The sequence below is a fragment of the Streptomyces sp. CA-250714 genome (assembly GCF_050936705.1).
Lineage (GTDB): Bacteria > Actinomycetota > Actinomycetes > Streptomycetales > Streptomycetaceae > Streptomyces.
Genome location: NZ_JBNJMI010000001.1, coordinates 3238558 through 3253451, shown reverse-complemented (window position 1 = coordinate 3253451; position 14894 = coordinate 3238558). Strand labels below are relative to the sequence as shown.

Below are 14894 nucleotides of genomic sequence, written 5' to 3'. Positions count from 1 at the left end.
CGCTCCCGCTGAGCCACCCCGCTCCCGCTGAGCCACCCCGGGCGGCCCCCTCACAGCCGGTGGGCCGCGCCGGTGGGGCTGGCGCCGCGGGTGTCGAGCAGCAGCTGGGCCTTGGCGGCGAGCCCCTGCAGGTCGTAGGTGCGGTGGTTCTGCAACAGCAGGGTGAGATCCGCGTCGGCTGCGGCTTCGTAGAGGGCGTCGGCGCGGGGTACGGGCTGCCCCGCGACGCGCCACTGGGGGACGTAGGGGTCGTGGTAGCTCAGCTGGGCGCCCAGTTCCTTGAGGCGCCCGGCGACCTCCCGTGCGGGAGCGCCCTCCTGACTGGCGAGGTCGGGCTTGTAGGTGACGCCGAGCAGCAGGATCCGCGCGCCCCGGGCCGACTTGCCGTGCTCGTTCAGGAGCACGGCCGCGCGCTGTGAGACATAGCGCGGCATCCGCTCGTTGACTTCCTGCGCGAGTTCCACCATCCGGAGCGGATAGCCCAGCGAACGGCTGTGGTACGAGAGGTAGTTGGGGTCGACGGGGATTCCGGGGCCGCCCACCCCGGGGCCGGGGCGGAAGGACTGGAAGCCGAAGGGCTTGGTCTCCGCGCACCGTACGACGTCCCACAGATCGATGCCCAGATCGTGGCAGAAGACGGCCATCTCGTTCATGAGGGCGATGTTGATGTGCCGGTAGTTGGTCTCCAGTAGCTTGGTGGTCTCGGCCTCCCGCGGCCCGCGGGCGCGGACGACCTTGGTGAGCCGGCCGTAGAACGCGGCGGCGGCCTCGGTGCAGGCGGGGGTGAGGCCGCCGATGACCTTGGGGATGCCGGCGTAGCCGTGGCTGCGGTTGCCCGGGTCGACCCGGGTGGGTGAGTAGGCGAGGTGGAAGTCGCGCCCGGCGCGCAGCCCGGACCCCTCTTCCAGCAGCGGCCGTACCACGTCCTCCGTGCAGCCGGGGTAGACGCTCGACTCGACGATGACGATGGTGCGCGGCCGCAGCCGTGCGGCCAGGGTGCGGGCCGCGGTGCGGACCGCGCTCATGTCGGGGGCCCGGTTGGGGCCGAGCGAGGTGGGCGCGCAGATGACGGCGGTGCGGACGCGGCCGAGGACGGCGGGATCGCTGCTGGCCCGGAACCCCTTGGCGAGCATCCGCCGCACCTCGGCGGCGGTCAGCGGCGCGTCCGCCGGAGGGCGGCCCGCGCCGATGTCGGCGACGGTCGCGTGGTCGGGGTCGTACCCGATGGTGCTGATTCCGGCCGCCGTGGCTGCCTGGGCGAGCGGCAGCCCCGAATGGGCGAGTCCCAGCACGGCGAGATCTGCGGGCATGACAGCGGTCTTCCCTTCCCCTTATCGTCCCGGTTCCGTCCCCGGGCAGCACCGGGAGTGGCGAGCGGCGCGCATTAAGGTTAAGAGCCCATATGACAGACAAGTCGGATTGCGCGCTCAGCAGGGCCGACGCTCGGCCAAAGTCGCGGGAATGGGGGACCATCGTCAGGGGGACCACGGGGGCGGTGTCCGAGAACTGACGACAACCCGACGACGAGCACCAGTCGAGCACCAGTCGAGCAGCTTGGGAGGCAGCAGTGAGGACAGCGGCACTGGGACCGGAACAGCGCGCGGACGCGCTGGCGAGAATGGCCGAGACCGAACTCGACGTACTGGTCGTCGGCGGCGGCATCGTCGGCGCGGGCACGGCGCTGGACGCGGTCACCCGCGGCCTGTCCACCGGCATCGTCGAGGCGCGCGACTGGGCCTCGGGCACCTCCAGCCGCTCCAGCAAGCTCATCCACGGCGGGCTGCGCTATCTGGAGATGCTGGACTTCGCACTGGTGCGCGAAGCGCTCAAGGAGCGCGGGCTGCTGCTGGAGCGGCTGGCGCCGCACCTGGTCAAACCGGTGCCGTTCCTCTACCCGTTGCAGCACCGCGCCTGGGAACGGCTGTACGCGGGCGCGGGCGTGGCGATGTACGACGTCATGTCCGTCTCCTCCGGGCACGGCCGCGGCCTGCCGAGGCACCGTCACCTGTCCCGCCGTCACGCACTGCAGGTGGCACCCGCGTTGAAGAAGGAAGCGCTGGTGGGTGCGTTGCAGTACTACGACGCACAGGTGGACGACGCGCGGTTCGTCGCCACGCTGGTGCGCACGGCGGCGGAGTACGGGGCGCTCGCGGCCAACCGCGCGCGGGTGGTCGGCTTCCTGCGGGAGGGGGAGCGGGTCGTCGGGGCGCGCATCGAGGACCTGGAGCAGGGCGGCGAGTTCGAGGTGCGGGCCCGGCAGGTCGTCAACGCGACCGGCGTGTGGACGGACGACACCCAGGGACTGATCGCCGAGCGCGGCCAGTTCCACGTCCGCGCCTCCAAGGGCATCCATCTGGTCGTGCCGAAGGACCGCATCAACTCCACGACGGGGCTCATCCTCCGCACGGAGAAGAGCGTGCTGTTCGTCATCCCGTGGGGCCGGCACTGGATCATCGGCACCACGGACACCGACTGGGACCTGGACAAGGCGCACCCGGCCGCTTCCAGCGCCGACATCGACTATCTGCTCGACCACGTCAACTCGGTGCTGGCCGTGCCGCTGACCCGCGACGACGTGGAGGGCGTCTACGCGGGGCTGCGGCCGCTGCTGGCGGGCGAGTCCGAGGCGACCAGCAAGCTGTCCCGCGAGCACACGGTCGCCCACCCGGTGCCGGGGCTCGTGGTCATCGCGGGCGGCAAGTACACGACGTACCGGGTGATGGCCAAGGACGCGGTGGACGAGGCGGTGCACGGGCTCGACCACCGGGTCGCCGACTGCGTCACCGAACAGGTGCGGCTGGCGGGCGCCGAGGGCTATCACGCGCTGTGGAATGGGCGCGCTCGTCTCGCACAGCGCGCCGGGCTGCATGTGGCGCGGGTCGAGCATCTGCTGGGCCGCTACGGCTCGATGACCGAGGAGGTGCTCGATCTGATCGAGAACGACCCGGAACTGGGCGAGCCGCTGCCCGCCGCGGACGACTATCTGAAGGCGGAGATCGTCTACGCCTGCACACACGAGGGCGCCCGCCATCTGGACGACGTCCTGACGCGCCGTACGCGCATCTCCATCGAGACCTTCGACCGGGGCGCACGGAGCGCCCGCGAGTGCGCCGAACTGATGGCACCGGTGCTGGGCTGGGACGCGGACCAGGTGGACCGGGAGATCGAGCACTATGAGAAGCGGGTCGAGGCCGAACGGGAGTCGCAGTTGCAGCCCGACGACCAGACAGCGGACGCGGCACGGCTGGGCGCGCCCGACATCGTGCCGGTGTAGCAGTACCGGCACCGGTGCGGGAGAGCCCGGACAGCCACGGGGGACCCGGCGCGGGTCCCCCGTTGGACTGGTCATCTCCGCAAGGGCTGTTGGCGGTGTGAACCCGGGTGAGAAGTGGTGGGGCTGTGGTGTAACTGTGCCGCCCCCGTACACGTCTTGTCAGAGCGATGGTTCACAATGAAGGCTCTGCCGGGGGCGGGCTCTCACGCAGAGGGGACACAAGGGGATTCATGAGCGAGGACGCGGGACGGCTGGTAGGTGGCCGCTATCGGCTCGGGGGAGTCCTCGGGCGTGGCGGTATGGGCACCGTCTGGCGCGGCGAGGACGAAATCCTGGGCCGGCGCGTCGCGGTGAAGGAGCTTCGGTTCCCCTCCAGCGTCGACGAGGAGGAGAAGCAGCGGCTCATCACCCGCACCCTGCGTGAGGCCAAGGCCATCGCGAGGATCCGCAGCGGCAGCGCCGTCACCGTCTTCGACGTCGTCAACGAGGACAGCCGGCCCTGGATCGTGATGGAGCTGGTCGAGGGCCGCTCCCTCGCCGACAAGATCAAGACCGACGGCCCGCTGGATCCGCAGCGCGCGGCCGAGGTCGGCCTCGCCATCCTGGATGTGCTTCGCGCCGCACACCGCGAAGGCATCCTGCACCGCGATGTGAAGCCCTCCAACGTGCTGCTGGAAGACGGCACAGGGCGTGTGGTCCTCACCGACTTCGGCATCGCCAAGGTCGAGGGCGACCCCTCCGTCACCTCCACCGGCATGCTCGTCGGCGCCCCCTCCTACATCTCGCCCGAGCGGGCGCGCGGCAAGCCCCCCGGCCCGCCCGCCGACCTGTGGTCGCTGGGCGGCCTGCTGTTCGCCGCCGTCGAGGGCCGCCCGCCCTACGACAAGGGCTCCGCCATCTCCACGCTGACGGCCGTGATGACCGAGCCCGTCCCGTATCCCGAGCACGCGGGCGAACTGCGCGACGTCATCTCCGGACTGCTGGTCAAGGACCCGGAGAAGCGGCTGGACGTGGACGGCGCACGGCTGCTGCTGGAGCCGGTCGCCTCCGGCCACAAGAGCCCGGCACCCGTGGACGGCCCCGCGGAACGTACGTCGATACTGCCGCCGGTTCCGGACGCGCCCTCGTCCTCGGCACCCCCGGCCGCCGGCAAGAGCGGCGGCTCCTCTCCGGGCGGCCCCGCCTACAGCCCCGGTACGACAGGCGGCAGGCGCAAGCGGCGCTCGGAGGGCAGCAGTTCGGGCGAGCGGCTGCGCGGTGCCTTCAAATCCGTCCGCAACGCGGCGGGCGGCGCCGGTTCGGCCGGTGCGGGCACCGCTGGCTCCTCCGGCCGTACAGGCACCGGGTCCGGCTCCGGTTCCCGCTCCACCGGCGGGGCGGCGTCCGGTGGTACGCGCTCGGGCCCCAAGCACGGCGGCAGCTCCGCGGGTGGCGCGGCCTCCTCCGCCGCGCGTGCCTCATCGACGCCGCCCCCGCCCACGAGCCCGCCGCCCTCGGCGCCCGCGAGTCCGCCCCGCCCCTCGACGCCGCCCTCCTCATCGCCGGGCCGGCACTCGGTCAAAAAGGGCGACGACGCGGCCCGGCGCGGCGGCCAGGGTGCCCGCACGACGGGCGCGGCAGCGGCCGGCAGTGGCGCGGGTGCCGCCGGTGCGGGCGGCGGCCGCACGGAGGCGGGGCACAGAGCCGAGCCGTCCAACGGCGCCGGGACAACGCCCGGTTCCGGCACCGGCGGCTCCGGCGGCGCTCCGCTGCCGGGCACGGGAAGCGGCGGCCGGGCGCTGCCCCCCGAGAGCGGCGGCAGTGACGCGATCACCTCGCTCCGCGACCTGCGGGAGCTGCCCGAGCTGCGCAAGGGCATCCCGCGCCGGACGCTGGCCATCGCGGCGGCGGCCGTGGTCGTCGTCATCCTCGTCATCGTGCTGATCGTCGCGAACCTCGGCGGCGGGGGCGGCGACAACGCGTCCAAGGGCGGCTCCGCCGACACCAGCGAGGGCAACGGCCAGGGCGGCAGCAGGGAGGCCGAGCAGGTCAACGCCGGTACCGCCGGGCAGTCCGACGAGAAGCCCGAGGGCGAGCAGGGCGGCAAGGCGGACGACGGCGGGAAGCAGGACGACGCCAAGGGCGACGAGAAGGACAAGCCAGAACTCCCCGATGGCTACGCCCAGGTCAAGGACGGCCGGTTCCACTTCTCCGTCGCCCTGCCCGACCACTGGAAGCCCGCCGGGATAGCGGGCAAGAACTCGGGCCGCAAATACGCCCCGCCCGGTGGCGGTTATCCGCGGATCCAGATCGACCACACCAGCAGCCCCGGCGGCGACGCCGTCGGGGCCTGGCGCAGTCTGGAGCCCGCGGTCAAGGGCTCCAGCCCCGGCTACAAGTCGCTGGGCATCAAGAAGGTCGACTGGCGCGGCTATCCGACCGTGGCCGACTGGCAGTTCCTGCGCAAGGAGAACGGCAAGAAGGTCCACGCCCTCAACCGCGGCTTCAAGGTCGACGGCAAGAACGGTTACGCCATACTCATCACCTGCAAGGCCGACGGCTGGCAGGACAAGCCGTGTGTGACGCTGCGGAAGACGGCCTTCGCGTCGTTCAAGCCGCACGGCTGACGGCTCCTCGCGCTTCCGCGTTCCGAGGGGCGGCCTCGATCTCGTTGTCGTCCGCGGGGCGGTGCCGCGGCCTCATGGCGGGGCAGTGGGTCGCTCATAGTGGGGCAGCAGGTCGCCGAGGCGCGGTGACGCGGACGGTTCCCGGACGTATCGTGAAGGACGCGGACCGTAGCTATCCGCAAGGAGGCGGAAACAGAACGAAATTGGCGGTCTCGTGCGCGGTGGGGAGGGCGTCGTGGAGGAGAACGCGGGATACGCGGGCCGGCTGCTGGCCGACCGCTACCGTCTGCCGCTGCCGCCTGCCGACGCGTACGAACTCGCCGAGTCGCCGGCCTGGGACACCGCCAGCGGCCAGGAAGTCCTCGTCCGACAGGTGCCGTTGCCCGAGGTCGTCGAGGCAGAGGTGGTCGACGACGGCTACAGCACCCCTGGCCGGAGCCCGGACGGCGGCCCGCGCGGCCAGGTCGGGCGCGCCACGCGGCGCCCGGCGGATCCCGGGGTGCGCAGGGCGATGGAGGCCGCCGTCGCCGCGGCGCAACTGCCCGACCATCCCCGGCTCGACCAGGTCTTCGACGTCTTCGTCGAGGACGACGGGCTGTGGATAGTGAGCGAGTCGGTGCCCGCCAGACCCCTCGCCTCGCTGCTGGCCGAACGCCCGCTGGGCGCGCATCGCGCCGCCGAGATCGCCGCTGATCTGCTCGCCGCGCTGCGCATCGTGCACGCGCACGGCTGGGTGCACCGCAATGTGACCGCCCGCACCGTGCTCATCTGCGAGGACGGGCGGGCGTTGCTGACCGGCCTCGCGGTGGGGGCCGCCGAGGAGGCGCTGTGCGGCTACGATCCGCTGCCGCCGCCCCCACCGGACGGACCCGAAACCGGACCCGGAGCCGGCCCTGGAACCGGTCCCGAAACCGGTCCTGGTGCAGGGCCGGTGGCCGGTGCTGAATCAGGCTCCGGCTCCCGGGCCGAGCGTGGCACCGGAAGTCGTCCCGGTCCCGTACCCCGGGCGCGTCGGGGGGCCGAGGATGTCTCCCGTCGAAGAGCCGGGGACGCCGGTGGCGCGGCGGGCCCGGAGGCGTCGCACCGGCCGGGGCGCGGCGGACCGGCACCCGCGACCTGGACCGGGCACCGGCTGCCCGCGGGCTTCACCGCGCGCGACAGCGGCTCGTACGAGGCGCGGCGGGACGAAGGGACCGACGACCTCGCCGCACACCCGTACGGCGCGGAGGAGCGCCGCAGAGGCATCTTCGGCTTCGAGGGCATCGAACCCGAGGAGGACGTACGGGGACCCCGCGGCCAGGGTCTCCCGGGCCGTGAGGACCCGCCCGACGACATCTCCGCACGCGCCGCGCGGCGTGGTGCGATCGCCGCGTACCGGGAGGGCGCCCAGCGTGCTGCCGCCGATACCCGGGACGCCGGGCGGCGGGCCCAGGAGGGGGACGAGGGCGCACGGCGGCCGCCCGGCACAGACTGGTGGTCCACCGCCCCGGGCGGCGGCCCGGCCGGGCAGGACGCCGAGGGCGAGCACGGAGCCGGTCCCACCCACGCCCTCGACGACGACGTGCGCTGGCTGCCGTCCGACGAGGACGAAGTGCTGCCCGGCGCGCTGACGGACGGCGGCGTGCGCGAGGTCGAGCGCGACGAGATCTACGGCCCGCACGCGTCGGGCCCGTACGGCGTGCCCCCGCCGTACGGGCGCACCGGCGCGGACGACGGGCCCGGCGGAGGCGGGCGCAGACCCGGGACCGACAGCGGTCCCACGGCGCTGCCCGGCGCCCGGCCCGCCGACACCCGCAGCATCCCCGCCCCCTGGGCCACCGGCCGCGACGAGCCCCACCGCGAGCAGCCCGCCACCGAGTACGCGGCTGAGTACGGCACCGAGTACGGGGCTGAATACGGCACCGAGCCCGCCACCGAGTACGCGGCTGAGTACGGCACCGAGTACGGCACCGGCACCGAGGCGTCCCCCGTCCCCGACGCGTCCCCCGACCCCGGCGACGGCGGCCCCTGGGGCGGCGCGGCGGAGTCCGTCGGCCGCTATCGCGGGCCTGCGACGGCGCTGGCGGCGGAGCGGGCGCGGCATGCCCGGATGACCGTCGTGGGGCCGGTCACGGAGCGCTGGGCGCCGGAGCAGGCGGGGCCCGTGTACGAGAACTGGCGGCTCGCCCCGCCCGTGGGCCCGGCCGCCGATCTGTGGGCGCTGGGTGTGCTGCTCTTCCGCGCCGTGCAGGGCCACGCCCCGTACCCCGAGGACAGCGCGGCCGAGCTGGTGCAGATGGTGTGCGCGGAGCCGCCCGCGTTCGCGGAGGACTGCGGGCCGCTGCGCCCGGTGGTCGAGTCGCTGATGCGGCAGGACCCCACCGAGCGGCCGGACTTCGAGGAGCTGCGGGGCTGGCTGCGGTCGATCATCCGCTCGGCGCCGGAGCCGGATGTCGGGCTGCGCACGGTCACGGCGCCGCTCACCCTGGACGCCGGCGGCCCGGCCGACCCGCGCCGGCTGCCGATCGTACGGCGGCGGGGCGAACTGGTACGCAGGCGCCGCCGGGCGAAGCGCGCGGCCGCCGCCGAGCGCCCGCCGCGCAGGGAGCGGGTACCGCGGGCCGACCGCCCGCAGGCCGAGCCCCTCGCGGAGCCGGTCCAGCGCCACCGCGGCCCGAAACGGGGCGGCGGTCCGCGTCGGCTGGGGCTGCTGGTCCTCGCGCTGATCCTGCTCGGCATGGCGGCGGCCGTGGCGTTCGTGGCGTGGTTCATGCCGGGCGACGACGGCGGGGAGGGCGCCCAGAAGGGCTCGGTCGTGGTGCCCGAGGAGCAGCAGCCGGAGCGGACCGGGGACGGCGGATCCGGCGACGACAAGCCCGCGGACAAGCCCGACGGCAAGAACGACGACAAGAACGACAGCAAGGACAACGACCGCAAGGACAACGGCAGCAGCGGCAGCGAGTCCGGCAACGAGAGCGGCACGGACGACAAGGCCCCCAAGGGCTACCGGATCAGCAACGATCCCGCCGGGTTCCGGATCGCCGTGCCGAAGGAGTGGGACCGCCGCTCCAGCAACGGGCGCGGACAGGTGCGTTACAACGGCGGCGAGGTCGAGATGGTCGTCGTCAACGGCCGGGACGGCACCGGCAAGTTCGGCAAGGACCCGATGGCGTATCAGAGCGAGGACGAGCCGGAGCTTTCCGCCTACCGCGCCTCCGACTGGGCGAGCACCGGCGGGCTGCGGCGTATCGACGTGGGGGACACGGCGATGGCCGAGGGGACGTTCAGCTGGCGTGAGGACGGCGGCCGGCAGGTGTACGCACGCAACCGGGCGATGATCCTGGGCGGGCGCTACCACGTGCTGCTCGTACTCGGCTCCAAGAGCCAGAAGGCGGAGATCGACCGGCACTTCGAGGCCGTCGCCGACACCTACCGCGTCACCAGGGCGCCTTGACTTCACAGGCGCCCTGACAGCACAGGCGCACTGACATCACAGCTCTGTGAACCCAGTGGCGATCGCGGTGCCCGGCGGGTGAAGCTGAGCCCATGATGAACGAGGGGGACCGGTTGGACGAGTCGACCAGCTACGGATTGCAGCCGCCACGACAGCCCGGCCCTCCCGAATCGAAAGCCTCCGCCGCCCGTTCGTACGAGCCGACCGAGGTCTCCGCGCCGCCGTCCGGCGCGGCCGGCGGCGCCCCGGGTGGCGGGCGGCTCATCGGCGGCCGCTACCGGCTCACGGCCCGGCTGGGGCACGGCGGCATGGGCACCGTGTGGCGGGCGCACGACGAGGTGGTGGACCGGGACGTGGCGGTCAAGGAGCCGCGGCTGCCCGACCATCTCTCCGAGCGCGAGCGCGAGACGATGTACACGCGGATGCGGCGTGAGGCGCGTACGGCCGCGCAGATCGACCACCCCTCCGTCGTCACCATCCATGACGTGGTGGTGGAGGACGAGCAGCCGTGGATCGTCATGGAACTGGTCCAGGGCCGTTCGCTCGCCGATGTGCTGAACGAGGGCACGATCGATGTGCGCGAGGCAGCGCGGATCGGGCTCGCCGTCGCCGGCGCGCTGGACGCCGCGCACGAGAAGGGTGTGCTGCACCGCGATGTGAAGCCGGACAACGTGCTGTTGGGACGTTACGACAGAGTCGTGCTCACCGACTTCGGGATCGCCAAGGTCCAGGGCGAGCAGGGCCTGACGGAGACCGGCGCGTTCGTCGGCTCACCGGAGTTCGTGGCGCCCGAGCGGGTGCTGGGCCAGCGGCCGGGTCCGGAGTCGGACCTGTGGTCGCTCGGAGTGGTGCTGTACACGGCGGTCGAGGGCGTCTCGCCGTTCCGCCGCTCCAACAGCCCCGCCACCCTGCAGGCGGTGCTCTCGGCCGTACCGCAGCGACCGACACGTGCGTTGAGCGGCTCCGGGGCCTTCGGGATGCTGCTCACCAGGCTGCTGAGCAAGGAGCCCGGGCAGCGTCCGGACGCCGCGGAGATCCGGCAGATCCTCGCCGAGGTGGCCCGTCCGCCGCAGCAGTCCCGCCCGCTGTCGCGCCCCGACGGCGGCAACGCCCTCGTCCGCGCGCTGCGCGGGTTCGGCGGCAAGTTGCGGACCAGCCGTGGCTGGCAGTTCGGCACCGGGGGAGTGGTGGTCGCCGCGGCCGCGGCGCTCGCGCTGTTCTTCGTCTTCACCGGCGACCAGGCCCCGGAGGGCTGGAAGACGCGGAACGAGGACGCGCGGGTCAGTGCTTCCCTCGCGGTGCCCGAGGACTACCAGCGCAGCGCGAACGACGGTGAGGTGACCTTCACCGACCCGGGGAACGTCGTCTCCCTCAAGCTGAGCCGCAGCAGCGACGACATCCAGGAGAACTCTCTCAAGGAGGCCAACTCCTGGAAGAGCTTCTACGACAACGGGGCAAAAGAGGACTCCTACAACGAAACGATGGAGGAGACGGATTCCCGGGTCACCGAGGCGAAGCAGCAGGGCAAGGACGCGGCCGAAGTCTCCACCACCTACCGGCCCAAGGCGGAGATCGGGGAGCCCAAGGAACCCAAGAAGTTCCGCCACGAACTGGTCTACGTCAACGACAAGGGCGTCCGCTGGCGGCTGTACGTGGACATGCCCGCCGCAGGCAATGCGCGCAAGGACGGCGAGGCCGTCTACCAGGAGGCGAAGAAGTCCCTCAAGATCAACGATCTGTAGCCCGGCGCTGCGCCGACGGCTCTGCCGGCAATCCGCCGATGGCTCTGCCAGCAATCACTGGCAGATTCCGTGAAAAGCGGTTACCGCTGGGTATACGAGCCCGCGTCCCCGGTCGTACGCTCACTCGCATGACGGACCCGAAGGACAGCAGCAATCCGGTCGCCCCCGCCGTCGAGCGTGCCAGGACGGCGGCCGACGTGGTCACCCCCGCCCTCGTCGCCGCGCTGAGCCGGGGCGTGGTGGGCAGCGGCAAGACCAGCAGCCGTTCCCCCTTCACCGGGGAGGTGCTGGCCGAGCTGCCCGAGTCCACCCCCGAGGACGTGGCCACCGCCTTCGAGAAGGCCCGCGCGGCGCAGCGCGCCTGGGCCGCCACCCCGGTACGGCAGCGCGCCGCGGTGCTGCTGCGCTTCCACGACCTGGTGCTGGCCCGCCAGTCGGAGGTGCTCGACCTCATCCAGCTGGAGACCGGCAAGGCGCGGCTGCACGCACACGAGGAGGTGCAGGCGGTCGCCGTCGCCGCCCGGCACTACGGGCGCAAGGCCGCCGCGTATCTGCGCCCCAAGCGGCACACCGGCGCGATACCCACCCTGACCAAGGTCACCGAACTGCGCCACCCGCGCGGCGTCGTCGGCCAGATCGCGCCATGGAACTACCCCTTCGAACTGTCCGTCGGCGACGCGCTGCCCGCCTTCGTCGCGGGCAACGCCGTCGTGATGAAGCCCGACACCCAGACCGCGCTGACCGCCCTGTGGGCACGCGATCTGCTGATCGAGGCGGGGCTGCCCGCCGATGTGTGGCAGATCGTCCTCGGCGAGGGCCCGGTGATCGGCCCCGAGGTCGCCGACCGCGGTGACTACATCTCCTTCACCGGCTCCACCCGCACCGGCCGCGAGGTCGCCCGGCGTGCCGCGGCCCGGCTGGTGGGCTGCTCCCTGGAGCTGGGCGGCAAGAACGCGATGCTCGTCCTGGAGGACGCCGACCTCGACAAGGCCGCGGCGGGCGCGGTGCGCGGCGCCTTCTCCTCCGCAGGGCAACTGTGCATCTCCATCGAGCGGTTGTACGTGCACGAGTCGGTCGCCGACGCCTTCCTGGAACGCTTCGTGGCCCGCACTCGCGCCATGCGGCTGGGCGCGTCCCTGGCCTACGGCGCCGATATGGGCTCCCTCGTCTCCGAGCGGCAGTTGGAGACGGTCAAGCAGCACGTCGAGGACGCCGTCGCCAAGGGCGCCACTGTGCTGACCGGCGGCAGGCCGCGCCCCGACATCGGCCCGCTGTTCTACGAGCCCACCGTGCTGGAGGGCGTCGAGCCGGCGATGACCGTTTGCGGCGAGGAGACCTTCGGCCCCGTCGTCTCCGTCTACCGCTTCTCCGACATCGAGGAGGCCGTCGAACTCGCCAACGCGACCTCCTACGGCCTCAACTCCAGCGTATGGAGCGGCAACGGCCGCCGGGCCCGCGACATCGCCGCCCGGCTGCGCACCGGCACCGTCAACGTCAACGAGGGGTACGCCTCCGCCTACGGCAGCGCCCAGGCCCCCATGGGCGGCATGGGCGACTCCGGACTCGGCCGCAGGCACGGCTCGGAGGGCATCCTCAAGTACACCGAGCCGCAGACGGTGGCACACCAGCGGGTGCTGCCCATGGCACCGTCGTTCGGCATGAGCGATGAGGCGTACGCCGCGTTCATGTCGCGCTCCCTCAAGGCGCTGAAGGCGCTCCGCTTCCGGTGAGGGGGTGCCCCTGGCTGTTGTTCGCGGGCTGCGGGCCGGTTGTGGTTTCTCGCGCAGTTCCCCGCGCCCCTTATGGGGGCGCTCCCATACCCGTTGGCGTCACCCCGCAGAACCGGAGGTATTCGTGTCCCAGGAACGTTTCGACTATGACGTAGTCGTCGTCGGCTCCGGTTTCGGCGGCTCGGTCTCGGCGCTGCGGCTGACCGAGAAGGGCTATCGGGTGTGTGTGCTGGAGGCCGGGCGGCGCTTCGCCCGTGAGGAGTTGCCCAAGAACTCCTGGGACCTGAAGAACTTCCTGTGGGCGCCCTCGCTCGGCCTCTACGGCATCCAGCGCATCCATCTGCTCGCCAACGTCATGATCCTGGCGGGCGCCGGGGTGGGCGGCGGCTCGCTGAACTACGCCAACACGCTCTACGTACCCCCCAAGCCGTTCTTCGAGGACCGCCAGTGGGGCCACATCACCGACTGGCAGGCCGAACTCGCGCCCTACTACGAGCAGGCCAAGTGCATGCTCGGCGTCCGCCTCAACCCCACCACCACCCCCTCCGACGTCCATCTGAAGGCCGCCGCCGACCGGCTCGGCTACGGCGACACCTTCCATCTGGCGCCGGTCGGCGTCTTCTTCGGCGACGGTGACGACGCGGACGGCACGGTACGGGCGGGCGCGGGCGAGACCGTCCCCGACCCGTACTTCGGCGGCGCGGGCCCCGAGCGCACCGCCTGTGTGGAGTGCGGCGAGTGCATGACCGGCTGCCGCCGGGGCGCCAAGAACACCCTCAACGAGAACTACCTCCACCTCGCGGAGCGGGCCGGCGCCGAGATCCGCCCGCTGACCACCGTCGTCGGCATCCGGGAGCGCACCCCGGGCACGGACGCGGACGGCTACGAAGTGCTGACCGTACGCACCGACAAACGGCGAGGGAAGCCGCACATCCTGCGCGCCCGGCACGTCGTGCTGGCCGCCGGTACGTACGGCACCCAGAAGCTGCTGCACCGGGTGAAGGACGCCGGCACCCTGCCACGACTGTCGCCCCGCCTGGGCGAGTTGACGCGCACCAACTCCGAAGCGCTGGTCGGGGCGCAGACGGTGCCGCGCCGGTACCGCAAGAAGTGGGGCAAGGACGCCGAACTCGACTTCACCAAGGGCGTCGCCATCACCTCCTCCGTGCACCCCGACGCCCACACCCACATCGAACCCGTCCGCTACGGCAAGGGCTCCAACTCCATGAGCGCCCTGACCACCCTCCAGGTACGGCAGAACACACTGCTGCCGCGCGCTCTCGCCCACGTCTTCACCTGCCTGCGGCACCCGGCGCTGTTCCTGCGCTCGCTGTCCGCGCGCAAATGGTCCGAGCGCATCATCATCGGGCTCGTCATGCAGACCCTCGACAACTCGCTGACGACCTACCGCAAGGACAAGGGCCTCGGCAAAGGCATGCTCACCGCACGGCAGGGGCACGGCGCGCCCAACCCCGTGCACATCCCGGAGAGCGCCGAGGCCGCCAGCGCGCTCGCCGAGGAGATCAACGGCTTCCCCGGCACCAACGTCGGCGAGCTGATGGGCACCCCCCTCACCGCCCACTTCCTGGGCGGCTGCCCCATCGGCGACAGCCCCGAGCACGGCGTCGTCGACCCCTACCACCGGCTGTACGGACACCCCGGGATCTCCGTCGTCGACGGCTCCGCGGTCTCCGCCAACCTCGGCGTCAATCCGTCCCTCACCATCACCGCACAGGCCGAGCGCGCCATGGCCTTCTGGCCGAACAACGGTGAGGAGGACAGCCGTCCCGCACAGGACCGCCCGTACGAACGGCTGACACCGGTCGTCCCCCGCAGCCCCGCCGTACCGGACGGCGCCTTCGGGGCGCTGCGGCTTCCCCTGCTGCCGGTCCCGGCCGTGCCGGAGCGGAGGGCTCCACAGGATGTGGCAGCCGTGCCGGAGCAGCCGGCTGCCGAGTGATGTGCTGGGGGGCTGCGCCGCACTGGTGGTGCCCAACTGGTGGGAGCTGTACCGGAGTTCACTCTCGGCCAGCTGTGAGCGGCGGCAGCCTCGCAGGTGGGCACCGACGAAGGGCCCCGGGCGCCGACCGGGTGGGTGGCGGCAGCCGC

The 14894-nt window shown here is 72.5% G+C and carries 7 protein-coding genes; 6 read left to right on the top strand and 1 reads right to left on the bottom strand.

Annotated elements, in window-relative coordinates; genetic code table 11:
* Window positions 1-50: 50 nt before the first annotated feature.
* Window positions 51-1310 (bottom strand): nucleotide sugar dehydrogenase, encoded by a 1260-nt coding sequence (locus ACQEU8_RS14320; protein WP_433100538.1) that lies wholly within the window; start codon window positions 1308-1310, stop codon window positions 51-53.
* 257 nt (window positions 1311-1567) lie between these two features.
* On the opposite strand from ACQEU8_RS14320, the gene ACQEU8_RS14315 reads away from it, so the two are divergent.
* From ACQEU8_RS14315 to ACQEU8_RS14290, 6 genes are all read left to right on the top strand, one after another.
* Window positions 1568-3274, top strand: a complete 1707-nt coding sequence (locus ACQEU8_RS14315; protein WP_433100536.1) for a glycerol-3-phosphate dehydrogenase/oxidase — start codon at window positions 1568-1570, stop codon at window positions 3272-3274.
* 230 nt (window positions 3275-3504) lie between these two features.
* The gene (locus ACQEU8_RS14310; RefSeq protein WP_433100534.1) at window positions 3505-5880 is read left to right on the top strand and encodes a serine/threonine-protein kinase; all 2376 of its coding nucleotides are present in this window, start codon (window positions 3505-3507) and stop codon (window positions 5878-5880) included.
* Between the two features lie 235 nt (window positions 5881-6115).
* Window positions 6116-9313: a protein kinase gene (locus ACQEU8_RS14305; protein WP_433100532.1), complete on the top strand. Its 3198-nt coding sequence runs from the start codon at window positions 6116-6118 to the stop codon at window positions 9311-9313.
* Window positions 9314-9405: 92 nt separating this feature from the next.
* On the top strand, window positions 9406-11055 hold the full coding sequence (locus tag ACQEU8_RS14300; protein WP_433100530.1) for a serine/threonine-protein kinase: 1650 nt from the start codon (window positions 9406-9408) through the stop codon (window positions 11053-11055).
* Window positions 11056-11183: 128 nt separating this feature from the next.
* A complete protein-coding gene (locus ACQEU8_RS14295) occupies window positions 11184-12785 on the top strand; it encodes a succinic semialdehyde dehydrogenase (protein WP_433100528.1) in 1602 nt (533 codons plus the stop codon).
* Between the two features lie 124 nt (window positions 12786-12909).
* Window positions 12910-14745 (top strand): GMC oxidoreductase, encoded by a 1836-nt coding sequence (locus tag ACQEU8_RS14290; protein WP_433100526.1) that lies wholly within the window; start codon window positions 12910-12912, stop codon window positions 14743-14745.
* Window positions 14746-14894 lie beyond the last annotated feature (149 nt).

Excerpts from the sequence above, each read along its gene's own strand:
- ACQEU8_RS14320 (WP_433100538.1), bottom strand. The coding sequence starts at position 1,310 with ATGCCCGCAGATCTCGCCGTGCTGGGACTCGCCCATTCGGGGCTGCCG.
- ACQEU8_RS14310 (WP_433100534.1), top strand. The coding sequence starts at position 3,505 with ATGAGCGAGGACGCGGGACGGCTGGTAGGTGGCCGCTATCGGCTCGGG.
- ACQEU8_RS14300 (WP_433100530.1), top strand. The coding sequence starts at position 9,406 with ATGATGAACGAGGGGGACCGGTTGGACGAGTCGACCAGCTACGGATTG.
- ACQEU8_RS14295 (WP_433100528.1), top strand. The coding sequence starts at position 11,184 with ATGACGGACCCGAAGGACAGCAGCAATCCGGTCGCCCCCGCCGTCGAG.